Annotated in this window: 22 protein-coding genes and 3 pseudogenes; 5 read left to right on the top strand and 20 right to left on the bottom strand. The window is 66.8% G+C overall.

The features are described from left to right. Positions 1 to 17: 17 nt before the first annotated feature. Positions 18 to 2,333 (top strand): ATP-dependent DNA helicase, encoded by a 2,316-nt coding sequence (locus tag ACFQJD_RS06275; RefSeq protein WP_379796922.1) that lies wholly within the window; start codon positions 18 to 20, stop codon positions 2,331 to 2,333. Here ACFQJD_RS06275 and ACFQJD_RS06270 read toward each other — a convergent pair. The 4 genes from ACFQJD_RS06270 to ACFQJD_RS06255 form a co-directional block, all read right to left on the bottom strand. Then, positions 2,326 to 3,558, bottom strand: coding sequence for an MFS transporter (locus ACFQJD_RS06270; protein WP_379796920.1), 1,233 nt, complete (start codon positions 3,556 to 3,558; stop codon positions 2,326 to 2,328). The genes ACFQJD_RS06275 and ACFQJD_RS06270 overlap by 8 nt on opposite strands. 61 nt (positions 3,559 to 3,619) lie before the next feature. Continuing rightward, complete coding sequence (locus tag ACFQJD_RS06265; RefSeq protein WP_379796918.1) at positions 3,620 to 3,817, bottom strand: DUF7576 family protein; 198 nt, start codon at positions 3,815 to 3,817, stop codon at positions 3,620 to 3,622. A gap of 51 nt (positions 3,818 to 3,868) precedes the next feature. Then, positions 3,869 to 4,483 (bottom strand): CRTAC1 family protein, encoded by a 615-nt coding sequence (locus ACFQJD_RS06260; protein WP_379796916.1) that lies wholly within the window; start codon positions 4,481 to 4,483, stop codon positions 3,869 to 3,871. A gap of 301 nt (positions 4,484 to 4,784) precedes the next feature. After that, entirely contained in the window at positions 4,785 to 5,213 is a 429-nt protein-coding gene (locus tag ACFQJD_RS06255; RefSeq protein ID WP_379796914.1) for an FG-GAP repeat domain-containing protein, read from the bottom strand. 90 nt (positions 5,214 to 5,303) lie between these two features. Here ACFQJD_RS06255 and ACFQJD_RS06250 point away from each other — a divergent pair, with 90 nt between their 5' ends. Then, positions 5,304 to 5,711: a translation initiation factor IF-2 subunit beta gene (locus tag ACFQJD_RS06250; RefSeq protein WP_379796912.1), complete on the top strand. Its 408-nt coding sequence runs from the start codon at positions 5,304 to 5,306 to the stop codon at positions 5,709 to 5,711. On the opposite strand, the gene panB is transcribed toward ACFQJD_RS06250, so the two are convergent. The 13 genes from panB to ACFQJD_RS06185 form a co-directional block, all read right to left on the bottom strand. Continuing rightward, complete coding sequence (gene panB / locus ACFQJD_RS06245; protein ID WP_379796910.1) at positions 5,708 to 6,502, bottom strand: 3-methyl-2-oxobutanoate hydroxymethyltransferase; 795 nt, start codon at positions 6,500 to 6,502, stop codon at positions 5,708 to 5,710. The two genes, ACFQJD_RS06250 and panB, sit on opposite strands and share 4 nt — an antisense overlap. Positions 6,503 to 6,539: 37 nt before the next feature. Next, the gene (locus ACFQJD_RS06240; protein WP_379796908.1) at positions 6,540 to 7,439 is read right to left on the bottom strand and encodes a ketopantoate reductase family protein; all 900 of its coding nucleotides are present in this window, start codon (positions 7,437 to 7,439) and stop codon (positions 6,540 to 6,542) included. A 255-nt stretch (positions 7,440 to 7,694) separates the two neighbouring features. Beyond that, a complete protein-coding gene (locus ACFQJD_RS06235; protein ID WP_379796906.1) occupies positions 7,695 to 7,874 on the bottom strand; it encodes a hypothetical protein in 180 nt (59 codons plus the stop codon). A gap of 381 nt (positions 7,875 to 8,255) precedes the next feature. Continuing rightward, a complete protein-coding gene (locus ACFQJD_RS06230) occupies positions 8,256 to 8,957 on the bottom strand; it encodes an ABC transporter ATP-binding protein (protein ID WP_379796904.1) in 702 nt (233 codons plus the stop codon). Beyond that, positions 8,851 to 9,702, bottom strand: a complete 852-nt coding sequence (locus ACFQJD_RS06225) for an ABC transporter ATP-binding protein (protein WP_379796902.1) — start codon at positions 9,700 to 9,702, stop codon at positions 8,851 to 8,853. The genes ACFQJD_RS06230 and ACFQJD_RS06225 overlap by 107 nt, the downstream gene beginning before the upstream one ends. Then, a complete protein-coding gene (locus tag ACFQJD_RS06220; RefSeq protein ID WP_379796900.1) occupies positions 9,699 to 10,814 on the bottom strand; it encodes a branched-chain amino acid ABC transporter permease in 1,116 nt (371 codons plus the stop codon). Before ACFQJD_RS06220 ends, ACFQJD_RS06225 begins: the two co-directional genes overlap by 4 nt. After that, the gene (locus ACFQJD_RS06215; protein WP_379796898.1) at positions 10,811 to 10,945 is read right to left on the bottom strand and encodes a hypothetical protein; all 135 of its coding nucleotides are present in this window, start codon (positions 10,943 to 10,945) and stop codon (positions 10,811 to 10,813) included. Before ACFQJD_RS06215 ends, ACFQJD_RS06220 begins: the two co-directional genes overlap by 4 nt. After that, positions 10,942 to 11,676, bottom strand: coding sequence for a branched-chain amino acid ABC transporter permease (locus tag ACFQJD_RS06210; RefSeq protein ID WP_379796896.1), 735 nt, complete (start codon positions 11,674 to 11,676; stop codon positions 10,942 to 10,944). The genes ACFQJD_RS06215 and ACFQJD_RS06210 overlap by 4 nt, the downstream gene beginning before the upstream one ends. A 462-nt stretch (positions 11,677 to 12,138) precedes the next feature. After that, entirely contained in the window at positions 12,139 to 13,320 is a 1,182-nt protein-coding gene (locus tag ACFQJD_RS06205) for an ABC transporter substrate-binding protein (RefSeq protein WP_379796894.1), read from the bottom strand. Positions 13,321 to 13,611: 291 nt separating this feature from the next. Further along, positions 13,612 to 14,577 (bottom strand): transcription initiation factor IIB, encoded by a 966-nt coding sequence (locus ACFQJD_RS06200; RefSeq protein ID WP_379796892.1) that lies wholly within the window; start codon positions 14,575 to 14,577, stop codon positions 13,612 to 13,614. Positions 14,578 to 14,790: 213 nt separating this feature from the next. Continuing rightward, the gene (locus ACFQJD_RS06195; RefSeq protein ID WP_379796890.1) at positions 14,791 to 15,228 is read right to left on the bottom strand and encodes a hypothetical protein; all 438 of its coding nucleotides are present in this window, start codon (positions 15,226 to 15,228) and stop codon (positions 14,791 to 14,793) included. A 216-nt stretch (positions 15,229 to 15,444) separates the two neighbouring features. After that, on the bottom strand, positions 15,445 to 16,611 hold the full coding sequence (gene trpB, locus ACFQJD_RS06190) for a tryptophan synthase subunit beta (protein ID WP_379796888.1): 1,167 nt from the start codon (positions 16,609 to 16,611) through the stop codon (positions 15,445 to 15,447). A 218-nt stretch (positions 16,612 to 16,829) separates the two neighbouring features. Then, complete coding sequence (locus tag ACFQJD_RS06185) at positions 16,830 to 18,173, bottom strand: RNase J family beta-CASP ribonuclease (protein WP_379796885.1); 1,344 nt, start codon at positions 18,171 to 18,173, stop codon at positions 16,830 to 16,832. Positions 18,174 to 18,590: 417 nt separating this feature from the next. Between ACFQJD_RS06185 and ACFQJD_RS06180 the strand changes: the two are divergent. Both ACFQJD_RS06180 and ACFQJD_RS06175 read left to right on the top strand, forming a co-directional pair. Next, a pseudogene (locus ACFQJD_RS06180) lies at positions 18,591 to 20,442 on the top strand (cation:proton antiporter). Between the two features lie 115 nt (positions 20,443 to 20,557). Then, positions 20,558 to 20,863, top strand: coding sequence for a putative quinol monooxygenase (locus ACFQJD_RS06175; RefSeq protein ID WP_379796883.1), 306 nt, complete (start codon positions 20,558 to 20,560; stop codon positions 20,861 to 20,863). A 38-nt stretch (positions 20,864 to 20,901) separates the two neighbouring features. Here ACFQJD_RS06175 and ACFQJD_RS06170 read toward each other — a convergent pair whose 3' ends face one another. Further along, positions 20,902 to 21,078 carry a DUF5786 family protein gene (locus ACFQJD_RS06170; protein WP_379796881.1) on the bottom strand — a complete coding sequence of 59 codons (177 nt, stop codon included), beginning with the start codon at positions 21,076 to 21,078 and terminating at the stop codon, positions 20,902 to 20,904. A 128-nt stretch (positions 21,079 to 21,206) separates the two neighbouring features. Between ACFQJD_RS06170 and ACFQJD_RS06165 the strand changes: the two are divergent. After that, positions 21,207 to 21,717, top strand: a pseudogene (locus ACFQJD_RS06165) (macro domain-containing protein). Positions 21,718 to 21,738: 21 nt separating this feature from the next. On the opposite strand, the gene ACFQJD_RS06160 reads toward ACFQJD_RS06165, so the two are convergent. After that, a complete protein-coding gene (locus ACFQJD_RS06160) occupies positions 21,739 to 22,419 on the bottom strand; it encodes a DUF7504 family protein (RefSeq protein WP_379796878.1) in 681 nt (226 codons plus the stop codon). A gap of 470 nt (positions 22,420 to 22,889) precedes the next feature. Further along, a pseudogene (locus ACFQJD_RS06155) lies at positions 22,890 to 24,802 on the bottom strand (beta-CASP ribonuclease aCPSF1). Between the last annotated feature and the right edge of the window lie 20 nt (positions 24,803 to 24,822).

Genomic DNA, 24,822 nt, shown 5'->3' with positions numbered 1-24,822 from the left:
TCCATCGTACGACGCCAATGGTTGGGCAGACGTGGGAGACGGTGTTCGGTCACGACGACCCCTATCCCGAACAGGTAGACGGTATCGAGACGGCCATCGAGACGGCGAACGCGGGCGGGTTCACCGTCGTCGAAGGGGCGTGCGGGACTGGGAAGACCATGCTCGCTCTCGCGGCCGGCATCGACCGGGTTCGCGACCCGGAGTCGTCGTACGAGCGCGTCCTGGTGTTGACGAGCGTCAAACAGCAGCTCCGACAGTTCGAGGCCGACCTCCGGACGATAAACGAGAATCTGCCCGACGACTGGCGGCCCGTCTCGGGCGTCACGCTCGTCGGCAAGGCGGACGTCTGTCCGTACAGCCGAGAGAACGTCGCCGACGTCGACGACGCCACCGTCTACGACCGCTGTGAGGGCCTCCGCGAACGGACGCGCAACCTGACCGACTCGACGACGGCGAGCGCGCTCGCCGCCGAGGCCCGCCGCGCCCAGACCGGCCTTGCCGACTCCGGGCGCGGCGGGCCGTCGTATCTCGAAACCGCCGGCGAGCCGACGCCGTACCTGCCCGAACTCCCGGAGTCCGGCGATACCGAGTACTGCCCGTTCTACGCGCAGTTCCTCGATGACCTGCCGGAGGACGGCGATCCCGTGGAGGCCGTCCCGTTCGACTTCGACGGCCGCGGCCTCGTCGACGTCGAGGACCTGGTCGCCCTCTCGGCGGGCCACGGCACCTGCCCCCACTCGATGCTCGGCGCGATCATCCCGCACGTCGAGGTCGTCGTCGGCAACTACTACCACGCGTTCGATCCGCAGACGGTCGGCTCGTTCACGGGCGCGCTACTGGACGACTCGACGTTCGTCGTCTGCGACGAGGCGCACATGCTCGAGCCGCGGGTCCGGGACCTCGTCAGCGACGGCGTGGCCGACGCGACCCTCCGGGACGCGGAGACGGAGCTGACGCGCGTCATTCAGCCCGTCGAGTTCGACGACGAGGAGCGGGAGGTAGTCGACACGGACGCCGAACTCGTGCGCGCCGAACTCTCGGACGCGGACGTGACCCTCCACGAACTGAAGCGGACCCGCGAGTTCGTCCGCGCCCTGCGCGAGGAACTCGACCGCCGGGTCACCGCCCACCTCGAGAGGGAGTACCCGGGGTGGCGCGCCGACCTGACGGCCCTCGACGACGACGAAATCCCGCTTCGCGACCCCGAGACCCCCGAACCCGACGCCATCTCCGAGTGGGCGCGGGAGGCGGGCTACGACGACGTGTGGGTGCGCGCCGAGGCGGTCGGTGCCGTCGTCGAGCGGACGTTGAACTCGGTCGAAGCGGAGGACAAACGCCGGGCGTCGCCGGCGGTCGGTCGGGCCCTCGGCGCGTGGTACCACGCCGACCACGAGCGCTACTTCCGCGAGGTCGACCTCGAACGGACGTGGGACGAGACGGAACCGCCGGACTCGTGGCGGCGGGCGTACAACGCCCGTCTCTCGCTTCACAACTGCGTCCCGGGCGACGCCATCGCCGCCCGCTTAGAGGAGTTCGGCGGCGGCGTCCTGATGAGCGCGACGCTCGAACCGCTCGACGTCTTCCGGACGGTCACGGGGCTGGACCGCCTCGAACGGCAGGGGCGACCCGTGGTCGAACGGACGTACGGCCTCTCGTTCCCGTCCGAGAACCGCGAGAGCTTCGCCGTCGACGCGCCCGCGTTCACCTACGAAAACCGAGGCCCCACGGGCGAGGAAAACGAGACGCGTCGCCTCTACGTGAACGCGGCGGCCGAAGTCGCCTCGCGCCCGGGGAACGTCCTCGTGGGGATGCCCAACTACGCCGAAGCCGAGTGGATGGCGGGCGCACTCGACGACCGGTTGGACGAGCCGGTCCTCCTCGACGAATCGAGCGACGACGGGAAGACGGAGTCGCTCAAGACGGATTTCTTCGGTGACGGCGACAAGGTGCTCGTGACCAGCCTCCGTGGCACGCTGACCGAGGGCGTCGACTACCGCGGCGACCGCCTGCACGCCGCCGTCGTCTGTGGCGTCCCGCTCATCGACACGACGAGCCCGCGGACTCGTGCGCTGGTGACGGCCTACGACCGCACCTTCGACGCGAGCGGATTCGAGACGGCGCTGACGGTGCCGGCGGTCAGGAAGGCCAGGCAGGCCGTCGGTCGGGTCATCCGCGGCCCCGACGAACGCGGCGTGCGCGTCCTCGTCGACGAACGGTACGCCCGCGAGCGCTGGAACGGCGTGCGCGAGTATCTCCCCGCGTACGAACGCGAGGAGTTCCAGCCCGTGAGCCCCGACATGCTCTCGCTGGGGCTGGATCGGTTCCTCACGTGAACACGCGGTAGGCGAACACGAGGAGGACGAGGCCGCCGCCGACGCTCACGACGGCGATCGATGGGAAGGCGACGCCGATGCCGTAGCGGGTGGCGACGGCACCGAACACCACCGGTGCCGTGGCGCTCCCGACCGCCGACGCCGTCTGCGTGATGCCGAACAGGCTACCGCTCGACTCGCGCTGGGCGTACTGCGAGACGAGCGTGTTGATGACGGGGAGGGTGGCGTAGACGGCGACGCCGACGGCGAAAAACCACGCCAGCAGGAAGGGGACGCTCGGCGGCAGGAGGATCGTAACGCCGACGAACGCGCCGGCGACGAAGAAGGTCGCCGCCAGCAACTTGGCGCGGTCGAACCGATCGGCGAGGCTCCCGAACCACAGCGACGCGACGGCACCGCCCACCAGCAAGACGAAAAAGACGACGTTCGACAGCGACGCCGACTCGCCCGCCCGCGCGAAGACGTAGGAGGTGGTGTATGTCCGGACGGCCCCGAACTGGAAACTGAACAGCACCTTCCCGACGACGAGGCCGGCGACCCACCCGGTCAGGGAGAGTTTCGCAAAGCCCGACAGCGACTCGCGGAGGCGCTCGCGGAGCGACAGGTCGGAGCCGCCGGAGCCCCCGCTCTCCGCGGACGTCTCCGCCGACGATCGGAAGAGGGCGACGAACACGACGGCGTAGCCGACGCCGACGACGGCGCTACCGGCGAGGGCGGTGCGCCAGTCGTAAACGGCGGCGAGGCCGCCCACCAGCGCCGGTGCGAGCATCGTCCCGACGATGCCGCCGAGTCCGTGGAGACCCATCGCCTTCCCCTCCGTCTCCGAGCCTTCGATGTCGCTGACGAGGGACATCCCCGCCGGGTGGTAGGTGCTCCCGCCGATCCCGGCGAGCACCTGCGACGCGGCGAGGACTAGATAGGACTCGGCGAAGCTCGCGAGGAACATCCCGCCCGCGAGGACGACCATCCCGCCGACGATGAGCGCTCGCTTCGACGTCCGATCGGCGAGAAAGCCGACCGGAAGCTGAAAGATCGTGTACATGACGAAGAAGACGGTCACCAGGAAGCCGGCTTCGGCGTAGCTGACGCTCAGATCGGCGACGAGAAGCGGCAAGATGGGCGGGAGCGCGACGCTGTAGAACTCGTTGATGGCGTGTGCCCCGCTCAACAGAAGCACCCGCCGGGGATGGGCGACTTCGAACAGACTGACGACCCGGGTACTCATCGTCGGTACACCGCAGAACGGCTACTTCAATTGCGGGGATCGACAGCGCGGGGCGCAGGGCTCACTGTGCGGGATTGGTCTCGTGCCACGACGACTCGCACTCGTCGCTACAGAAGTGGCGGTGTTCGACGACGCCGCCTTCGACCCACGAGACGACCCGGTGAGCCGGCTCCTCGACGATTTTCTTCCCGCACGTCACGCAGGTCGGGGCGTCGTCTTCGTCCACGTCTTCGCCGAGGTCCGACGTCGGATCTACCATGATGCCCGGTGGTATGACGCGACCGGCACTTGAAACCCGCTATTCGGCGATTCAGGCGCTCGGATGAGGGACGTCGACGGTGGTTCGCGCGCGGACGGACTCGACCGTTCGTTCGCGCCCGTCGGGCCACCGGACCCTCGCCCGGTCGGGCGTGGCCGTGCCGAGACCGAAGTGCGCGACGGGCTCCATCTGGCAGAGGTAGCCGCTGCCGGCGTCGACGGCGCGGGTCTGTCGGCCGTCGCTCGTTTCGAGCACGACCCGCGCCCCGCGGGCGGGCGCGCCGGCGGGCGTCGTCGGCCGGACGCGAACCCAGGCACCGTCGTTCGGGACGGCGTACAGCGACAGTGGTTGGGCCTCGCTCTCGCCGTGGACGACGAGCAGTTCGAGCGTCCCGTCGCCGTCGAAGTCGGCCACCGCCGCACCGGTGCCGTAGCCGCGGGCTTCGGTCGCCGCTCCGGGGTCGACCGCCGTCCAGCCGTCGCGGTGGGTGAACAGGCGGTTCCGCTGGCCGAGGCAGTTGATGAACAGTTCGGGACTGCCGTCGTTGTCGAAGTCGGCGGCGACCACGGTCCGGGCGCGCCCAGGCGTCGCGAACGCGGGCGGCGTGGCGTCGCAGAATCCGTCTCGCGTCCGTTCGAACAGGTGGTTCTCCCCTCCCAGTTGCAACAGGCGAGGTCGAACCGCGGACCGCCGGTCGGGCTGACGAGCGTCGCGCCGCGGGCGTGGCCGTGCGGGTCGGCGACGCCGTAGTCGTCGGCCACGTCGACGAAGCGCCCGTCGTCGTTCTGCAAGAGGAGGTTCGGACCGCGCTCGACGCCCACGAACACGTCCGTGCGGTCGGTGACGATCGGCCCGGTGACGAGCGACCGGCCACCCGTGGTCACGGCGAGGCCGACCGTCTCCGCGAGGTCGGTTATCTCCCGGTCGTCGCCGAGTTCGTAGAAGCGGGCGGGCGCACCGTACCCCGTCACCAAGATTCCGTAGCGACCCGTGCCGAGGCGGTCGATCGCGGCGACCGACCGACCGACCCGGCGGTTCGCTCGTCCGTCGTTGACGGTGTGCGAGAAGAGGTCGGTCCACCGGCCGTCATCAGGGTCGAGCAACAGGTCGGGCTCGGGGAGACGCCGCCGAACGACGCGCCGTTGTGGACGTACACCTCCTCCCGGCCGTCCTCGTCGAGGTCGGCGGCGGCCACCCCGAGCGCGTGGTTCCCCTCGTCGGCGAGGATGCCACAGGAGACGTCGACGAACTCGCCGTCGCGCCACGATAGGAATCGGTTCGGCTGACCGAATCCGGCGACGTACGCGCGCGGACCGTCGGGTGCGGGCGTCACTGCGACGCCGTACCCCCGAAACGGCGGGTTGGTAGTGATTCGGTCCGAGCGGTCCTCGAACATACCCGCTTCAAACGGTCCGTGGATAAGAGTTCCCGGGTTCGGCCCGTGCCTCCTGAAACGTTTTAGTTTCGCGGCGGCCAGCGTACACGTATGGACTACGAAGACAGTCTCGACCGGGCGCTCTCGGAGTCGCCGGACATCCAGAGTACGGGGAGTCGCTTCGAGGTTCCGATCCCCGAGATTCGAAGCGAGGGGAACGCCACGGTGTACGAGAACTTCCAGGCGACGCACGACCGACTGAATCGGGAGCCCAACCACCTGATGAAGTTCCTCCAGTCGGAACTCGGGACGAGCGCCCAGATCGACGACAGCGGGCGCGTCCGCCTGACCGGTGACTTCCGGCAGGCCCGCATCGAGAACGCCCTCGACGAGTACGTCGAGACGTTCGTCACCTGCACGGAGTGTGGCTCGCCCGACACCCATCTCGTCACGGAGAAAGGGACGACGGTGATGAAATGCGACGCCTGTGGCGCGCTCTCCTCGGTGCCGGATATCTAGCTATCCGGTTCGTCCCCGCCGTCGGACCGGGGGAACGTCCCGTCGACGACGGCGTCTCGATAGGCGGTAACGGCGGACGCCAGTTCCTCGCGGACGTCACCGAACTGTTCGGCGAACGGCGGCGACCGTTTCGAGAGCCCGACGACGTCCGTGAGGACGAGCACCTGTCCGTCGACGTCCGATCCCGCCCCGATGCCGATCACCGGGACGTCGAGGTCGTTCGAGACCTGCGAGGCGAGGGCCGCAGGGACGTGTTCGAGGACGAGCGAAAACGCGCCGGCGTCCTCGTGGGAACGGGCGAGTTGCCGAATCTCCGTCGCCTCTTCCGTCTCCGTCCCCCGCCTCGCGTAGCCGCCGAGCTGGTTGACGTGCTGTGGCGTCAGGCCGAGATGCCCCATGACGGGGATGCCCAACTGCACCAGCCGTTCGGTCAGGTCGACGGTGTGGGGCCCACACTCCAGCTTGACCGCGTCCGCTCCGGCCTCTTTCAACAAACGGCCGGCGTTCTCCACGCTCGTCGCTTCGTCGGTGCCGTAACTCAGAAACGGGAGATCGGCGACGACCAGCGCGTCCTCGACGGCGCGGACCACCGCGGCGGTCCGACTCGCCACCTCGTCGAACGTCACCGGGAGCGTCGACTCGTAGCCCAGGACGGCGTTCCCCATACTGTCCCCGACGAGTATCACGTCGACGCCGGCCTCGTCGACGATCTCCGCCGTCGGCGCGTCGTACGCAGTGAGCATCGTAATCGGCTCGCCCGAGTGGGTCCGGATCGTCTCGACAGTTGGCATACTGGAGGCTCGCACGCGGGCGTCTTTAATGCTCGACTCACCGATGTCCACGTTCGCGTTCCCACGCGTGGACGAGTGACAGCAGCGTCCGATTCACCGGAACCGAGATGCCGTGAACGTCCGCGCGCTCGACGACGTAGCCCGTGATCGCGTCTATCTCGGTCCGCCGTCCCGCGGACAGGTCGCGACGCATCGACGACTGGTTTCCCGCCGTCTCCCGAGCGACGCGCTCGACCGCGGCGATCGCGCTCGCGCCGTCGAGGTCGACTCCTTCGGAACGGGCGACGCGCGCACACTCCCGGGCGACGACGGGCGCGAGATCGGACGCCGGCCCCTCGGTCAGCGCGCGGTTCGGCGCGGCGACGAGCGCGGTCACCGGGTTGATAGCCGCGTTGACGGCCAGCTTCTCCCAGAGTCGTCGGCGGACGTCGCCGGCGAGCGTCGTCGGAACGTCCGCCGACGCGAAGGCGTCGCGGGCGCGGGACGCGGCGGCGTCGGCGTCGTCGGTCCACGGACCGAGGACGACGTCACCGCCCCCGCGCCACTCGACTTCGCCGGGGGCATCGCTCACGGCCCCGTAGGTAGCCGTTCCCGCGAGGACGGGACAGGAGAGCGCGTCGGCGAGAACCGCCTCGTTTCCCATCCCGTTCTGGAGCGACAGGACGGCACCCACGTCGCCGGTATCGAGGTCGCTGGCGGCGTCGCCCGTGTCGAACGACTTGACCGTCACGAGAGCGAGGTCGGCGGACAACCCGGTGCCGTCCGTCGTCGCCGCGGGACGGGCGACGAACGACTCGACGCCGCGAACCCGGAGGCCGGCGTCGCGAATCGCCGAGACGTGCGGGTCGCGCCCCACCAGCGTCACGTCGTGTACCCGCAAGAGGAGCGCGCCGACGAGGCTTCCGAGGCTACCCGCGCCGAAGACGACCAGTTCCATGCCGACCGCTAGTCCCAGAGTACGAAGTGGGTTGCGCTCGATTCGCGGGAATTCGACGCGCTCCGCGGACCAGCAACGCGATGGTGATCGAGAGTCAGTGAACGGAGTAGCAGTTCGCCGCCCTCGGTTCCGAACCGCCGTCGCTGCTCGTCACGAGGAGACCCCCGTCGACCACGGCGACGTTCGTCGGAAGCGTGTCGGGCGTCGCGCTCGCGATGGCGGCGTGGTCGCGCGCGCTCCTCGCGCGCGGTTCGGTTAGTCGAACTGTTTCAACGTCTCCAGGTCGCGGTCCGTACGCATGAACTCGGCGAGTCGACGCGTCGCGTGGCAGGACGGACAGGAGAAGTTCTCGCGGTGGGACGGTAGTTCGGTAGGAGTCTCCTCCCAGTCTTTACCACATTCGGGACACAGTAATCGCACGAACGCTTCGACCATACGCCGTGTGCGACGCGGAGCGTCAATAAAGGTTTGCTGCCTATCTCGAGCGGCGTCCGGGTTTCGACCGATCGGCTCGGTCCCGCCGGCCCCCGTCCACCGGGCGAGCAGGCGGTCGTCGATGGACTCGTACCGCGTCGATCGCTCGTCGAGATCGTGTCTCTCGGACAGAGCGTCGATCTCGCATCTCCCCCGCTCATCGGCCGTACGTCCGGGCGACGAGCCCGTGAGTGTAATTGCCATTCGAGAGCGCCGCGGAACGGTCGAAAGCCGGTCCAGCGCTGTCCGCTACCGCCCGACGTCACGTCTCGATCGCGTCGCCCGCGGCGATCCCGACCGTACGGTCGGCCCGAACGTGGGAGACCGGATCCGAGGCGACGGTCAGAGACCGACGCCGAGGTACTCCTGCAGTGTCCGTTCGTTCTCGCGGAGTTCGGCCGGCGTCGCCTGTTCGTGGATACGGCCGTTGTCCATCAGATAGACGCGGTCGGCGATGTCGAGGACCAGTTCGACGTTCTGCTCGACGACGACGATGCTGTACCCCGACTCGGCGATGTCGCGCGTAATCCCGGCGATCTCGGGGATCAGCGACGGCATCAGTCCTTCGGTGGGTTCGTCCATCAACACGAGTTTGGGGTCTCGCATCAGCGCCCGCGCCATCGCGACCATCTGCTGTTCGCCGCCCGAGAGCGTCCCCGCCTTCTGATCCAGTCGATCCTCGACGCGGGGGAATCGGTCGAAGATCGCCCGGACGACGTCGTCGTCCCGATCGGCCGTCCCGAGGCCCATCTCCAGGTTCTTCTCGACGGTCAGCTCCGGGAACATCCCCCGATCCTGCGGGACGTAGCCGATCCCCCTGTTGGCGATTTCCGGCGGCGACTTGCCGGAGATGACCTCGCCCTCGAACCGTATCGTCCCGGTCCGCGGCGGCGTCAGCCCGATGATGGACCGCATCGTCGTGGTCTTTCCCACGCCGTTACGTCCGAGGAGGGCGACGACCTCGTCGCTGCCCGCCTCGAAGCTCACGTCGTGCAGGATGTGGCTCTTGCCGTAGTACGTGTCGATGGCGTCGACGTCGAGCATCAGTACTCCTCCCGAAGTAGACCTGCTGGACCGTCTCGTTCCGTTCGATCTCCGCCGGCGTCCCCTCGGCGACGATCCGCCCGCGGTGGAGGACGGTCAGGCTGTCGACGAGTTCCATCACCAGGTCCACGTCGTGTTCGATGAGCACGATCGTCACCTCGCCGCGGAGTTCTTCCAGCAGTTCGACCACGGTCCGCGTCTCGCTCGCCGAGAGCCCCGCCGTCGGCTCGTCGAGCAACAGGAGGTCCGGGTCGCTCGCGAGTGCCAGCGCCAGTTCGAGGAGCTTCTGATCGCCGTGCGAGAGGTTCTCGGCCGTCTCGTCGGCGTATCGTTCGAGGCCGACGCGACCGAGGATTCCCGTGGCGCGGTCGATGCCTTCGCGGTCGTCGCTGTAGCGCGCGATCGGGCTCAGCAGCCGTTTCTGTCCGTTGATCGAGCCGAGGACGTTCTCGACGACAGTCAACTCGGGGAAGATGCTGGTAATCTGGAACGCCAGTGCCATCCCCCGCGAGGTGATCTCGTGGGGCGGAGTGTGCGTGATGTCCTCGCCGTCGAACCAGATCCGTCCCGACGACGGGTCGAGCATGCCCGAGAGCAGATTGAACACGGTCGTCTTGCCGGCCCCGTTCGGCCCGATGAGCCCGCGTATCTCGCCGTCGTGGACCTCCAGGTCGACGGCGTCGACGGCGACCAGTTCCCCGAAGCGCCGGGTCAGATTCTCCGTCCGCAGGATCGCGTCGCTCATCGGTGCTCGTCCCCCGTGGCGTCCGTCCCGGACTCCGACTCGGCGGCCCGCGCTCCGTCGTCGGCCCGCGCTCCGTCGTCGGCCCGCGCTCCGTCGTCGGCCCGCGCTCCGTCGTCGGCCGCCGACGTCGCGTCCGGCGACCCGAACCGCTCGCGCATCCGGGCGGCCACTCCGACCAGTCCCTCGGGTTCGAAGACGACTGTGAGCAACAGCAACGCGCCGACGACGAGGGGGTAGGCGTCCGTGAGTTCGCTGACGAAGTTTGACGCGCCCTCGACGAGGACGGCCCCGAGGACGGCCCCGAACAGCGTCGCCCGGCCGCCGACGAGCGTGTAGATGATCGCGTCGCCCGACACGACGAGGGAGAACTCGGAGGCGCTCACGAAGCCGGTGACGTAGGTGCTCAGGACGCCCGCGAGGCCGGCGAACGCCCCGCTGGCACTGAACGCGAACAGTTTGTAGGCCGTGACGTTGTAGCCGAGCATCCGGGCGCGCCGTTCGTTGTCGCGGATCATCCGGAACGCGAGCCCGACCGGCGAGTTCGCCAGCCGATACATGACCAGCAACGACGCGACGACGACCGCGAGGGTGAAGAAATACCGGAAGACCGGGTCGAAAAACGACAGGTCCCCGAGGCCGGGGAGGGCGACCGGCGGCACCGCGACGCTCCGGCCGTCGGTGCCGCCGGTGATCGACGTCAGACTCACCGCGGCGAGGTTCGCGATGAGGGCGATGAGGATCGTGACGATGACGAATCCGTGTGAACTCACCCGGGTCGCCACGAGGCCGAGGCCGACGGCGACGAGCGCGGTGGCGAGAAAGCCCGCGGCGAGGCCGACGAACACGCCCCGCCCGAAGTCCGTTATCGCGAACGTCGCGGCGTAGGCACCGACACCGAAGAAGACGGCGTGGCCGAAGCTCAACAGCCCCGTGTAGCCGTACAGCAGGTCGAACGCCGCGCCGTAGAGACCGAGGGCGAGGACGGAAGCGGCCAGAAACAGCAGGAAATCCCCGGCGACGAACGGGAACGCCACCGCGACGGCGGCGACCAGCCCCCACGCCCCGCGTTTCGGTGTCACCCGACCGACGGGCGTCTCGTGGGACTCCGTCATACCGCGTCCCCCTCGAAGATGCCGCCGGGTCGAACCAACACGAACGCGATCATCAGCGTCAGCGTCAGGATGCGCGCCCGCACCGGCGTCACGAACAGCGCACCCACGTTCTCGACGAGCGCGTACGTCAAACTGGCGACGAGGACCCCCGAAGGGAACCCAGGCCGCCGACGATGACGACGATGAAGGCGACGGCGAGGACGTCGAGTCCCATCAGGTGGTGAACGCTGACGATGGGGGCGAGCAACACGCCGGCCAGCGCGGCGAGCAGCGACCCGAGACCGAACGTGAAGGCGTACACCTTCGAGGTGGGGACGCCGAGCGCGCTCGCGACCTCGCGGTTCTGGCGGACGCCCCGCATCCACGTCCCGTAGCGCGTCCGGAACAGAAACAGGTAGAGTCCGGCCATCAGGGCGACCGCGACGACCGCCACGCTCAATCGGTACGTCGAGTAGGAGACGCCCGCGAACGACACCGTGCCCGAGATGGGCGCGGCGACGGAGCGGGTTCCGGGTCCGAAGCTCATCAGGGCCAGTTGCTGGAAGATCAACAACAGCCCGAACGTCGCGATCAACGTGATCGAGACGTCGTCCTCGATCGGTCGGAGGACGCCGCGTTCTATCGCCACTCCGATCATCCCGACGGCGAGCGGGGCGAGAAACAGCGCGACGAAGAAGCTCCCGGTGGCGTCGATGACGAACCACCCGATGACGGCACCGAGCATGTAGAGCGAGCCGTGGGCCATGTTGACGATCTCGAGCAGCCCGAAGATGAGGTTGAGCCCGAGCGCGATCAAGGCGACGATCAGCCCCCACGTGACTCCGTTGAGCACCGCGACCGCGACGTCGCTCGCGAGCGCCATCTCAGAGGCAGACAGTGGACGTCCGGCGGGTCCGTCCCGCGGTAGACCGCCCGTTCCCCGCCTGGGCACCGTCGGGTCGCCAGGCCGGCCGGCGCTCGTTCGTGAGGCCTCTCCCACCGGGATGGGTTCTCATAACTCGGGCAGGTGATTTCGAAGGTGGCGATATAAATGTTGCTGGCGACGGTCGGTCCCGGATCGAGGCCCGCTCCTGTCGGCCATCGAATTCGGTCACTGCATGGGCGTCCCGCTCCCGCGAACGGCCCGCTCGCGACGACTGCCGATTTATACCCATCCTCCGACGCGTCGAGAGGGAACGCAAAACCGACTGGGTATCACGACACACGGCCGACGACACAACTGTGCTCGGACGCGCTACCGGGAAGACCGACGGACGAGGCCGGAGTTGGAAGCCGAATCGCCACGTCGGCCACCCGAACGTCGCCCCGAACGCGTAGCGGGCGATCAGAAGGACTGGCCTTTCAGGTCAGCCCGCGGCTCGAAGCTCGGTTCGTCGACGACGACTTCCTTGAGTTTGGTCAGCGCGCCGCCGTCGATGCGTTCGATGAACATGTTCATGAACGCCTGGTGATCCTCGCCGCGGAAGAACTTCGGTCCCTGCGGGTACTTCGTGCCGCCCTCGACGGCGGGCCCGCTCTCGAACCACTCGATGAGCGCCTGGTGGTCGCTCGCGCCGGCCCAGTCGGTCGCGGACACGGCGTCCCGTATCCACGAGAGGGCCTCGTAAGAGGCGTTGATGTGACCGCCGAGGTAGACGTTGTCCGTCTCGGACGGGTTCGCCATCTCCCGGAGATGTCTCGTCCCCTCCGTCTCGTGTTCGCCGGGGTTCCGGGGCAGCATCGTCACGTACTCCGCGCCCTCGGCCCCGCCGCCGATGCTGCTGATGTCGACGCCCTCGACGGACGCGATCGCACCGAGACGCTCGCCCGGCGTTCCGAGATCCGAACTCTGCTGGAGGAAATTCAGCGACGACGCGCCGATGAGCGCGTTGAACAGCACCTCCGTGTCGTCGGGGACTTTGTTGAGATACGACGTCAGATCGCTCTCGCCCACCGGGACACCGATCGACGACAGGACTTCGCCGCCGCGCTGCTCGACGCCCGCCTTCACCGCGTCGCGATACTGCTGACCGAAGGCGTAGTCCTGATAGACGATCGTCCACTTCGAACCGCTGTCCATGCCGTGTTCGACGGCGATCTGTGCCGCGTGTTCGGTGCTGTGGTTGTTCCGGACGACCCACCGGTTCCCGTCCGCGCCGGTGATCGAGGGCGCTTCGCCGAGGGGAAAGTACGGAATTTCGAACTGATCTGCCAACGGGTTCGTCGCTATCGAGACGCCGGACGACTGCGATCCGATGACGAAGTCGACGTCGTCCTGCTGGACGAGTTTTCGGAACACCTGTCCGCCGACTTTCGCATCCGTCTCCGTGTCTTCGACCAGCAGCTCGACGTCGTCGCCGCCGATGCCCCCGTTAGCGTTGAGATGGTCGACGTAGTTTTCGAGGACGCGGCGGTGCCAGAAGCCGTAAATCGACAGCGCTCCAGTGAGGTCGGCCTGGAGGCCGATCTTGATGGCCCCGCCGCTTCCGTCGCCGACTCCGCCAACACAGCCGGCGAATCCGGTCATACCCGTTCCCGCAGCCGCCGCGACTCCCCTCAGCGCAGCGCGGCGGGATACCCGTCGATTGCCACGAGCTCCGTGGCGCTCGTCCTCGTCCGTCATTGAATTCGTCCTATGAGAAACTATCGGCCATGATATAGATTGTGGACCGGATGTGCCGGCCGAGTACGAACCGCTGTCGCTCGGACGACGTCTGTCTCGAACGCGGTTCGCCAGCGAGTCGGTCGAGGCGGAGCGCTCCCGGCGGCGACGGCGGCTATCGCCGCGTCTCCGGGTATCCGGCGAGCGCCCGCCCGTTCACGCCGGGAGATCCTGCGCCTCGAGGAGTTCCTTGTAGCGGTTGCGGATGGTGACTTCGGAGATGTTGGCCACCTCGGAGACCTCGCTCTGGGTGACTTTCTCGTTGGTGAGGAGGGCGGCGGCGTAGACGGCCGCGGCGGCGAGGCCGACGGGGCTCTTGCCGCTGTGGACGCCCTGCTCTTTGGCGGCCCGGAGCAGTTGCCGCGCCTGTCGTTCTGCCTCCTCGGAGAGGTCGAGTTCGGAGGCGAACCGCGGGACGTACTGCTCGGGATCCGCGGGCTGAATTTCGAGTTTCAGCTCCCGAACGACGTACCGATAGGTCCGCGTCAGTTCCATCTTCTCGACTCGGGAGACGTTCGCGATCTCGTCGAGCGAACGCGGCGTTCCGGCCTGCCGCGCGGCGGCGTAGAGCGCCGCGGTAGCGACGCCTTCGATGGAGCGCCCGGGCAGGAGGTCCTCGTCCAGCGCGCGGCGGTAGATGACGCTCGCGGTCTCGCGGACGTTCTCGGGGAGGCCGAGCGCGGAGGCCATCCGGTCGATCTCGCCGAGCGCCTGCTTCAGGTTGCGCTCTTTCGAGTTACGGGTTCGGAACCGCTCGTTCCAGGTCCGCAGTCGCTGCATCTGCTGGCGCTGGCGCGAGGAGAGCGTCTTCCCGTAGGCGTCCTTGTCCTGCCAGCTGATGTTGGTCGACAGCCCCTTGTCGTGCATCATCTTCGTCGTCGGCGCGCCGACGCGAGATTTGGAGTCGCGCTCGCTCGAATCGAACGCGCGCCACTCGGGACCGTGGTCGATGCCGTCCTCTTCGACGACGAGACCGCACTCCTCACAGACCGTCTCGCCGTGTTCTTCGTCGGTTACGAGGTGCCCGCTGCACTCCGGACACGTGGTCGTCCGGGACGCGTCGTCGCGTTCCCGCTCGTCCGATTCTGCCTGCCGTTGTGTTACCGGTTTCGTATCGCTCATGTGGGATGCTCCGTGTGGACGAACCCCTCGAAGAGAATATACGAGAAAACCCGGAGCGAAGGTCGTCCTTACGATGAGTAAGACCGTAAAGGATATAAAAATGTCGGTGTATGTCGAGAGGTAAATCCCGCACTACACGGCCATATACGCCCGAATATGAGGAAATACTCCGATAGGCGTGTGAACGAGTACCATATATACGTTTCGGTGGGTTCACCCGAGTTGGTCGACCTCGACCCGGTGTGGTCCGTTTGGCGTCTCGACGGTGGCGACGTCGACGATCGCGTCACGGACCGCGTCGCGCCACGCCTCGACGGCCGTCACGTGCGCGTCACGGTGTGCCTCCGTGGAGTAAGCGCCCTCGCGTCTGAGTCTGTCTTCGGTGTCGTCCAGTTCGGGGTACGGAGGGATCTCCTCGACCAGCGTTTCGGGACCGACGTGGATCGGGTTCGGCGACTCGGCGGCGTCGCCGTTCGACGGCCGGTGGAGCCGGGCGCGCATTCGACCGGAGAACGGCGGCGTCACGCGAAGGACGGTCCGCTGGCTGCTCCGGAGCGTCGATTCGAGAGCCGTCACGACGTCTTCGGATCGAACGGCGATGGAGACGACGGTCGTCGGATCGTCGCTTCCGCTCGGTGCGTCGTCGGTCATCTCGGGGCGGGGCCGCAGTTACGTGTACGTCGCCGTCCGGAGGCCGCTCCCACACTCCGGACAGCGCGCTCGGTACGCGAGCGAACTCACGTGCTGGTCGCACCGACTGCAGACGTACGAGGAGGGTTTCGACATGGAAACTCCGTAGGCGTCGACCCGTGTTAATACTTGTCATGGACACGGCCATCACCGCCGTCGATCGGCCGTCAGCGCCGATCACGACCCGAGGTCGAACAGTTCGGCCGCCTGTTCCATGTCCTTGTCGCCGCGGCCGCTGAGGTTGACGACGACGGTGTCGTGGTCGTCCGCGATCTGCTTCGCCAGCGCGATGGCGTGCGAAGACTCCAGTGCCGGGACGATTCCTTCCAGTTCGCTCAGGGTACGGAACGCCTCCAGCGCTTCTTCGTCGGTGATGCCGCGGTACTCACACCGGCCGACGGCGCGGAACATCGCGTGTTCGGGGCCGACGCCGGGGTAGTCGAGGCCCGCCGAGACGGAGTGGACATCGACGTCTTCGTCGATGACGCGGGTCTTCATCCCGTGGAGGACGTCCGATTTCCCCTCCGTCAGCGGGGCGGCGTGGCGTCCGGATTCCGCCCCTTCGCCGCCGCCCTCGCCGCCGTAGAAAGCCACGTCGTCGTCGCGGAAGGCGTGAAACAGGCCGATTGCGTTCGACCCGCCGCCGACGCAGGCGACGGCCGCGTCCGGCAGTTCGCCCGTCCGGTCGAGTATCTGTTCCCGTGCCTCGTCGCCGATGACCGACTGGAACTCCCGGACCATCCGCGGGAAGGGGTCGGGACCGACCACCGATCCGACGAGGTAGTGGGTGTTCTCGACGTTCTCCGCCAGATCTTCGAGCGCCGCGTCCACGGCGTCCGCGAGGCCCGCGTTTCCGCGGGTCACCTCGTTGACTTTGGCCCCCATCAGACGCATCCGGAAGACGTTCATCTTCTGGCGCTCGACGTCTTTTTCTCCCATGTAGATCTCCGTGTCGAGGTCGAATAGCGCGCCGACCATCGCCGTCGCGGTGCCGTGCTGACCCGCGCCCGTCTCGGCGATGAGGCGGTCCCGACCCGCCTTCTTCGCGAGGAGCGCCTGCCCGACGGCGTTGTTTATCTTGTGCGCGCCGCCGTGGAGCAGGTCCTCGCGCTTGAGGTAGATGTCGGCCCCGTACTCCGCCGAGAGGTTCTCTGCGTGGTAGAGCGGCGTCGGCCGCCCGGCGTACTCCTCCAGCACGTCGAGAAACTCCGCTCGGAACGCCGGCGTCTGGGCGACGTTCTCGAACGCCGTCGCCAACTGGTCGAGCGGTCCTTCGAGTAACTCGGGCACGTGGCGGCCGCCGAATTCGCCGAACTCGCCCGTGTCCTGATCCTGTGGAGCCATAATTCGCAAAGCGACACTGACGTATAAATATGTGTTGGGCCCGCACGCTCGCACCGGCGGGCGCGACGAACGCCCGCCGCGTCGCGAACGCGTCCCGACGAGCGTCAGACGACGTGGTCCGTGAGCGACCCGTTCGACGCGAACTGTCTCTCGGGATGCCACAGTTCGCCGAACTGACGGAAACCAACCGAGAGAGTGGAAGGCGCACCGATGCCAGATTACACTAACTGGAGAATGTTCCCGTTCGACGTAATGTGAAGATCCCGTCCGACTTTGTACCCCTGGCCCCCAGCGAGGTCGACGTAGCCCGAAAACCCGGCCATATCCTGATGGGCGGGGACGACGTGCTGAGGCTGGAGGGCATCCAGCATCTGGTAGTGACCCTCCTGGCGGAGGTGACCCGAGACGTGGACGTCGTCGTAGATGCGCGCTCCCTGCATCCGGAGGAGCCGTTCGGACTGGTAGCGCTGGCCCTCGTTGGTCGGTTCCGGGATGACACGGGCCGAGAAGATGACCTTGTCGCCGTCGTCGAGTTCGTACGGCGTCTCGCCGCGGCCCATCCGCGTCAGCATCGCGCGCGGTTCGCCCTGGTGGCCCGTGACGACGGGGAGGAAGTTCTCCTTGCCTTCGTTCATGATCCGCTCGAACGCGCGGTCGACCGATTTCCGGTGGCCGTACATCCCGAGATCGTCGGGGAACGTGACAGCGTCGATACGTTCGGCGGTGCCGGAGTACTTCTCCATCGACCGCCCGAGCAGGACGGGCTGGCGGCCGATGTCTTTCGCGAACTCGACGAGGCTGGAGACGCGGGCGATGTGCGAGGAGAACGTCGTCGCGACGATGCCGCCGTCGTAGTCCTCGATACTCCGCATGACGTCCTGGAGTTGGTCCCGAGCGACGGCCTCACTGGGCGTGCGTCCTTTCTTGTTCGCGTTCGTGCAGTCCTCGATGTAGCAGAGAACGCCCTCGCCCTCGCGGCCGATCTCGCGGAACCGCTTCATGTCGATGGGGTCGCCGATGACCGGCGTGTGGTCCATCCGCTTGTCGAGGCCGTAGACGACGGCACCCTCCGGCGTGTGGAGGACGGGGTTGATGGCGTCGATGATGGAGTGGGTGACGTTGACGAACTCCAGTTCACAGCGTTCGCCGATCTGCATCGTCTCGCCGGCCTCCATCTTCACCAGGTCGTTCTCCACGACGAACTTCCCTTCGTCCTGAATCTCCTCTCTGACGAGTTCGAGGGTAAACGGCGTGGCGACGATCGGGGCGTCGTACCGGTGTGCTAACTTGCTGATCGCGCCGATGTGGTCGAGGTGGCCGTGCGTCGGGACGATCGCTCGCACGTCGCCTTCCAGTTCCGACATGACGCGGTCGTCGGGAATCGCGCCCATGTCGATGAGGTCCAACGAGTGCATGCTCTCGGTCTGGAGGTTGTCGTGAATCAGTACCTTCGAGAGATTGAGTCCCATGTCGAAGACGACGACGTCGTCGCCGGCACGGACAGCGGTCATCTGACGTCCGACTTCCTCGTAGCCGCCAATAGTTGCAATTTCGATTTCCATAGTTGGGTCCGATCAGAGCGATCCCAGAACCCGTCGCAGAGTACGCCTGATGAAGGAGAGACGGACGATGATCCGGTTTCGACGACCGATCAGAGATCGGAGCCGCCAAATCGCAGGGAGCACGCGTCCGTCTCGGGGATAACACGTGTTTCGGTTACGAAGAGGTCGGTGGCCACGACGTAAATAGTCGGTGAAATTCGTCGTTCCCCTCGCGTCTCGGTGGTGGTTTCGTCGGGAGCGACCAGCATCGTAACCGTTTTTGAACGTTTGGAGAAGTCTTCACCATATCGGGGGTTCCACGAAGAATTCTCCCCAATTACTGACGAGGATTTCACGGAGCTTTTATCTCACAAACGATTTCACGGAGCTTTTATCTCACAAACGTATTCATCCGGACATCGTGAGTTCAGGGACCGGATTACTCCCCTCGTCGTGACCATCCTAGGGCTGGGTGTCGCTTCCCAGTTGCAGCCGACCGACTGGAGATCCCGAGCGTCCTCTTTCTCATTCTCGCGGGCATCGCCGTCGGCCCCGAAGGGCTCGACGTCGTCGGCTTGGACGCGTTCGGAGGCCCTGAACCGCTATCGGCCATCGTCGGACTCTCGGTGGCGATCATCATCTTCGAGGGAGCGTTCCATCTCAAACTCTCGAAACTGCGCCAGACCCCACGCGAAGCCTTTCGGCTGGTCACACTCGGTGCCGGCATCTCGCTCGTCGGGACGGCGCTCGCCGTCCGATTCGCGCTCGGCGCGTCGTGGGAGCTGTCGTTTCTCGTCGGATCGCTTCTCATCGCAACCGGTCCGACCGTCATCACGCCCATTCTGAACGTCGTTCCCGTCCGCGACCGCGTGGCCGCCGCACTCGAGACCGAGGGGATCGTCAACGACGTCACTGCGGCGATCCTCGCGGTGGCCGTCTTCGAAGGCGTCGTCGCCAGCGGGATCGGGATCCCCGCGTTGTTACAGGCGTTCGTCTCCCGGCTCGGCGTCGGCGTCCTCGTCGGCACCGTGGCGGCAGGCGTCCTCTGGTATCTCCTCGAACACGCCGATCTCTCGGCGTCGAACGCGGTGCGAAACTCGCGGTTGGTCGTCCTCGTCGGTGCGATCTCCACCTTCGGGATCGCGGAAGCGATCGCCGCCGAAGCGGGGATCGCAGCGGCGGCGACGGCGGGTGTCCTCCTCGGCAACGCCGACCTTCCCTACGAGGACGAGATCGCGGCGTTCAAAGGCGACGTCACGCTCGTCGTCCTCTCGTTCGTCTTCATCTCGCTGGCGACGCTGCTGTCGTTGGACGACCTCCTCTCGCTCGGCGTCGGCGGCGTTCTCGTCGTCGTCGCCGTCACCGTCCTCGTTCGGCCCGTGGCGGTGTTGCTCTGCACGCACGGAGAACAGTTCTCCGTCCGCGAGCAACTGTTCATGAGCGCGGTCGGCCCCCGGGGATCATCCCCGCGAGCGTGGCGACGCTGTTCGCGCTCGACCTTCGGTCGTCGAATCCCGAAGCCGCGACGATCCTCGTCGGGACCGTCTTTCTGGTCATCCTGACGACGGTCGTCTTCGAAGGCGGCTTCGCCCGACACATCGCACAACTACTCGAGGTACTTCCAATGCGCGTCATCATCGTTGGCGGCGGCCGCGTCGGTCGCGGCCTCGCCGAACGGCTGGAGGATCGCGGAGAGAACGTCATCGTCGTCGACAGCGACCAGAAACAGGTCGAAACGGCGCGAAATGCGGGGTTCACCGTCCACCACGGCGACGGAACCGACACGGAGGTGCTCCGATCCGCCGGCGCGGACAACGCCAAAATCGTCGCCGCGGCGACCGGAGACGACGACGCGAACCTGCTCGTCGCCCAACTCGCGAAGTCGAAGTTCGACGTCGACACGGTGCTCGCCCGCGTGAACACGCCCGGGAACGCCGAGGCGTTCGAGGAGTTAGGCGTCCGGGCGATTTCCGCCGACGAGTCGATCGCGTACGCCATGGACAACGCGATCGAACGCCCCGCGCTCTCCGAGTGGATGACCGAACTCGGTCGGACCGGCGACGTCCAGGAGATCGAAGTGACGGCGAAGAGCCTCGTCGGCAAGACCATCAGCGATCTCGACGAGGAACTCCCGGATGGCGTCCTGATCGCACTCGTGAGTCGGGACGGCGACTCTCAGCTCCCGGAATCGGACGTGACCCTTCGCCGTGGCGACCACCTCACGTTCGTCGGTCGCCGCACCGCGGTCCGCGAGGCCATCGAACGGTGTCATCCGGAACGTCACCGTTGACGCCCGCGAAGGAATCCTCGACGGACGCGCCGCCCGTCGCCCGGAATCGATCGCCCGCGCTGGCGTCGAACACCGAACAGTATTTTATGCCGTCAGTCTGTGCTCCGGACTGTCGATGATCGTACTCCACGCGAGTTTCCCGATCGATCCGGAGCGCCGTGACGAAGCCCTCGATCTCGTCGACGAACTCGTCGACAAATCGCAGGCGGAGGACGGCATGATCGAATACCGGGCGACGACGGACGTTCAGGAACCGAACGTCATCAGATTCTTCGAACAGTACGAAGACGCAGCGGCCTTCGAGGCCCACACGCAGACAGCCCACTTCCGGAAGTTCGAGGAGCGCCTCCCCGACCTCCTCGCCGGCGAGCCCGAAGTCGTCCGATTCGACGTCGACGACGCGACCGGACTCGACCTGTAGCGAGCGCCGACCGACGCGCACTACGGGGCCGCCGTCGGCTACTCGTCGTCGTCTTTGATGTCGGCGAGTCTGTCGACCAGGTCGTCGGTCGACGCGTCCGATTCGAACGTGACCTCTCCGTCGTGGTCGTTTTCGTGAACGCTCACGCCCTCGCTGTCGTCAGCGTTGACTTCCTGATTCTGCTGCTCGGATTCGTCGTAGCTCCCAAAACCCATACGTGGAGAAAGGCCGTCACCGATTAAAAACGTCCGATACGCGATTCGGGCGAGAGCGTGACCGCCGAGCGTCGTGTACGGCCGCGCTCGGCGAGGCTATTACTGTCTGGACGACGTACACGCCGCCGATGGAGTTCACAGTCGTCCAGGGCGACATCGCCGCCCAGCGCGCCGACGCGCTCGTGAACGCCGCGGGGACGAGTCTCCGGATGGGGAGCGGCGTCGCCGGCGCACTCCGACGCGGAGCGAACGGACCGATCGGCGAAGCGGCGGTTTCGAACGGGCCGATCGACCTCGGAGCGGTCGCCGTCACCGACGCATACGACCTCGACGCCGACTACGTCATCCACGCCGCAGCGATGCCCCACTGCGGCGATGGACGGGCCACCGCCGAAAGCATCCGCGACGCGACGCGGAACGCGCTCGCGAAGGCCGACGAACTGGGCTGTGAGTCGCTCGTCGTCCCGATTCTCGGGACGGGGAGCGGCGGGTTTCGACTTCGAGCGCGGAGCGGAAATCGTCTGCGAGGCGGTCCACGAGTACGAACCCGCGACGCTGGACGACGTTCGGGTGATCGCGTATTCGGACGCCGAACGTCGCACCGCACAGAGACTCGCCGACGGCGTGCGGTCGTCCTGATTACGTACCGTAGCGCGGCCGTCAGTCGTCACCACCGTCGGATAAGGGGTCGTAGCGCCCCCTCGTCGAACGGTAGTCGAATTCGATCCGACTCCCTGATCGTGTAACCCAGAGGACGCCGTCCACGAGTTCAGCGACGGCCTCCATCGCCCCCTCGTCGTGTGCCGTATAATCCACCCAAAGGAGGCAGAGCCCCGCCCCCGACCGAAATTCGGTGATCCGTTCGAGGACCGTACGGACGTGCGCGAGCGACGCTGCGTTCAGAGCCGGCGTGAGCGATCGGACGACGAGATGCCGATCCCCGCCCGCAACGAGGGCGTTTTCGGCCACGTCCGAGAGTGCCAACACCAGCCGTTCGAGGTCGTCCGGAGACGGCGTGAAGACGACCGGCGTCTCGCCGTGGAGCGCCGACACCGACTGCTGTTCCGACGCCGTATCGACCACTCTGAGCGTGGGCCGATTCGACTCCGAGCAGAGCGCGTCGTAGGCGTCGAGGGTCTCGCCGACGCCCTCGGTGGTCGTGACGACGAGCGCCGCATCGTCGCCCGTCCCGTACTCACAGAGGAGGCGGAGACCCACGGCGTACCGCGTTGGGTCGCCCGCACTCGCGACGAGGACGGTCGACCCAGCGTCGACGTCCGTGGGGAAGCTATCGACCTGCAACGGCGCTCTATCAGCGCCGCCGGAGTTGCCGCCCGTCACGGTTCAGCCGTCTCCTCGGCGACGCGGGTCGTTCGACGTTCCAGGCTGTTTCGATACCGCCTGTTTCGGGGAGTAGCGAGCACCACACGAGCGACGCTCGGCAACGTCGACGTACCCCTTCCAGCGGGCCGAAATCGGTAGTTCTCGGGCATGCGCCGTGCGCTCGACGAGGTCCGTGCCACAGTCCGAACAGGGGAGGTCTCTTTCGTGCATGGTCTGGGGTACGTGCCCAAGCCCCGTCGAGGAAACCCAGGGACCACCAGTGGGGACGGCATCCGGCACGGCGCATCTCAGAGCAGTGCCATCGAAGGACGCCTCCGACGCGGCGGCGAACCGATGGGCTAACGAGGAAAGGACGGGGCGGAGCCCGTAATACGGGCAACCCGTTCGCCCGTCCGTGATAAATCGATTTCGTTCCGTTCGATGCCGCCCACGGCGGGGCGGTCATCCGGTCGTCGGGGGCGGCCTCCTCAGTCGAATCTGAACGTTTCCAGATTTTTCGGGGCGTACGTTCGGACGTCGAACTCCTGGTAGAGCCCCGAGGAGAGCTGGTCCGTCGACGCCTCGTCGCCGTGGACACAGAGGACCTCTTCGGGACGGGGCGTCATCGTCCCGACGAAGTTCTCGAGACCCTGTCGGTCGGCGTGGCCCGAGAACCCGCTCACGGATTCGACGTCGAACCGGAGCGTCAACTGCTCGCTCCGGCCGCCACGGTCACTGAAGGGAATCTCCCGGCGGCCGCTCTGAATCCGCCGCCCGAGCGTCCCCTGTGCCTGATAGCCCACGAAGACGAGCGTGTTCTCCGGGTCGCTTCCGAGCAGTTCCAGCCACGACATGATCGGCCCACCGGTCACCATCCCCGACGTCGAGAGGATGATACAGGGTTCGCCGCTGGCGATCTCCTCGCGCATCTCCTGTCCGCCGTCGACCTGTTGGAACTGCTCGGCGAGGAAGGGGTTCTCGTCCTCGTGGAGGATCCGCTGGCGGAGGCCGTCGCGGAGGAACTCGGGGTAGGCCGTGTGAATCGCCGTCGCCTCGCGGATCATCCCGTCGAGGTAGACGGGCATCGTCGGCAGTCTGTCCTCCCGCATCGCCTCTTCGAGGACGAGCATGAGTTCCTGTGACCGACCGACGGCGAACGCGGGAATGACGACTTTCCCGCCGTCGTCGTACGTGTCACCGATCAGATCGACGAGCTTTCGCTCGCTGTCTTCCTGATCCGTCTGGTAGTCGTCGCGACGGCCGTACGTCGACTCCATGACGAGCGTCTCGGCGCGCGGGAAGTCGTTGACTGCGCCGTTGAACAGGCGCGTATCGGCGTAGTGAACGTCGCCGGAGAAGACGACGTTGTGGAAGCCGTCGCCGACGTGGAAATGGGAGACGGCGCTCCCGAGGATGTGGCCCGCGTTGTGGAACGTGAGCTTGATGTCCGGGGCGATGTCGGTGACGTCGCCGTAGTCGAGCGTGATGGTGTGTTTGAGTTCCTCGCGGACCATCTCGCTCCCGTACGGCGGCGTCCGTCCTTCCTTGGCGGCGACGTCGAGGTAGTCCAGCTGGAGGAGGCCCATCAGGTCGCGGGTCGCCTGCGTCGTGTAGACGGGGCCGTCGTAGCCGTATTTGAACAGGAGGGGAGGAGCGCGCTGTGGTCGAGGTGGGCGTGTGTCAGGACGACGGCGTCGAGGTTCGCGATGGGGTTCGCCTCGGGGGCCTGGAGGTAGGGGACTTCGCCCTCCGCGCCGGGTTTGTCGCCACAGTCGACGAGGACGCGCGTTTCGGGCGTACTGAGGATGAAACTCGCTCGCCCGACCTCCCGGCAGCAACCGAGCGTCGTCACGCGGACCCACTCGGTCTCGTGCATCGGTTCGCGGTGGATCTGTTCGCCGACGCGTTCGAGGAACTCCCGTCGCTCGTCGCGTTCCTGCATCAGGAAGTTCCGCACGTTGTCGACCGTCGAGGATTCCATCGGCGGCGTCCGTAGTACCTCCGTCGACCACCCGACTTCCTGCGAAATCTCTCGCAGCGTGCTCGCCCGGCGACCGATGACGAGGCCGGGTTTTTCGGCTTCGATCAGCACCTCGCCGGTCTCCGGGTAGAACTGGAGGTTCGTGATGCCCGCCTCGTCCGGAATCAGGTCGAGGATCTTCGGTTTCGCTTCGGACGGGGGCGACTGCGTTCCCGCCGCCGGTCGGATGGTAATTCGCTTGCGGACGGTGCTGGCCAACTCTCGAACCAGGCCGTCTCGCTCGGCGAATTTCCCGGGCGTCTCCGTGTAGACGACGAGTTCGGGGCCTTCGTACGTGACCCGCGAAATGGTGAGGTCGGCTGGTAACTCCGCTTCTAGTTTCGTTCGAACCGCTTCGATCGGGTTTTCGTTAGTACTCATACAGATGTGCGTTCGACGGC

It is taken from the genome of Haloplanus sp. GCM10025708, from assembly GCF_042663985.1.
GTDB classification, from domain to species: Archaea; Halobacteriota; Halobacteria; order Halobacteriales; family Haloferacaceae; genus Salinirarus; species Salinirarus marinus.
Note: the sequence above shows the minus strand (reverse complement) of the source record. Positions and strands in the feature narration are given on the sequence as shown.

Bases quoted from the DNA above. Each gene is read 5' to 3' on its own strand.
- ACFQJD_RS06205 (WP_379796894.1), bottom strand. From the start codon at position 13,320: ATGACCGGATTCGCCGGCTGTGTTGGCGGAGTCGGCGACGGAAGCGGC.
- ACFQJD_RS06220 (WP_379796900.1), bottom strand. From the start codon at position 10,814: ATGACGGAGTCCCACGAGACGCCCGTCGGTCGGGTGACACCGAAACGC.
- ACFQJD_RS06210 (WP_379796896.1), bottom strand. From the start codon at position 11,676: ATGGCGCTCGCGAGCGACGTCGCGGTCGCGGTGCTCAACGGAGTCACG.
- ACFQJD_RS06265 (WP_379796918.1), bottom strand. From the start codon at position 3,817: ATGGTAGATCCGACGTCGGACCTCGGCGAAGACGTGGACGAAGACGAC.
- ACFQJD_RS06235 (WP_379796906.1), bottom strand. From the start codon at position 7,874: ATGGTCGAAGCGTTCGTGCGATTACTGTGTCCCGAATGTGGTAAAGAC.
- trpB (WP_379796888.1), bottom strand. From the start codon at position 16,611: ATGGCTCCACAGGATCAGGACACGGGCGAGTTCGGCGAATTCGGCGGC.
- ACFQJD_RS06200 (WP_379796892.1), bottom strand. From the start codon at position 14,577: ATGAGCGATACGAAACCGGTAACACAACGGCAGGCAGAATCGGACGAG.
- ACFQJD_RS06250 (WP_379796912.1), top strand. From the start codon at position 5,304: ATGGACTACGAAGACAGTCTCGACCGGGCGCTCTCGGAGTCGCCGGAC.
- ACFQJD_RS06255 (WP_379796914.1), bottom strand. From the start codon at position 5,213: ATGTTCGAGGACCGCTCGGACCGAATCACTACCAACCCGCCGTTTCGG.
- ACFQJD_RS06270 (WP_379796920.1), bottom strand. From the start codon at position 3,558: ATGAGTACCCGGGTCGTCAGTCTGTTCGAAGTCGCCCATCCCCGGCGG.
- ACFQJD_RS06230 (WP_379796904.1), bottom strand. From the start codon at position 8,957: ATGCTCGACGTCGACGCCATCGACACGTACTACGGCAAGAGCCACATC.
- ACFQJD_RS06170 (WP_379796881.1), bottom strand. From the start codon at position 21,078: ATGGGTTTTGGGAGCTACGACGAATCCGAGCAGCAGAATCAGGAAGTC.
- ACFQJD_RS06240 (WP_379796908.1), bottom strand. From the start codon at position 7,439: ATGGAACTGGTCGTCTTCGGCGCGGGTAGCCTCGGAAGCCTCGTCGGC.
- ACFQJD_RS06175 (WP_379796883.1), top strand. From the start codon at position 20,558: ATGATCGTACTCCACGCGAGTTTCCCGATCGATCCGGAGCGCCGTGAC.
- ACFQJD_RS06185 (WP_379796885.1), bottom strand. From the start codon at position 18,173: ATGGAAATCGAAATTGCAACTATTGGCGGCTACGAGGAAGTCGGACGT.
- ACFQJD_RS06275 (WP_379796922.1), top strand. From the start codon at position 18: ATGGTTGGGCAGACGTGGGAGACGGTGTTCGGTCACGACGACCCCTAT.
- ACFQJD_RS06195 (WP_379796890.1), bottom strand. From the start codon at position 15,228: ATGACCGACGACGCACCGAGCGGAAGCGACGATCCGACGACCGTCGTC.
- panB (WP_379796910.1), bottom strand. From the start codon at position 6,502: ATGCCAACTGTCGAGACGATCCGGACCCACTCGGGCGAGCCGATTACG.
- ACFQJD_RS06225 (WP_379796902.1), bottom strand. From the start codon at position 9,702: ATGAGCGACGCGATCCTGCGGACGGAGAATCTGACCCGGCGCTTCGGG.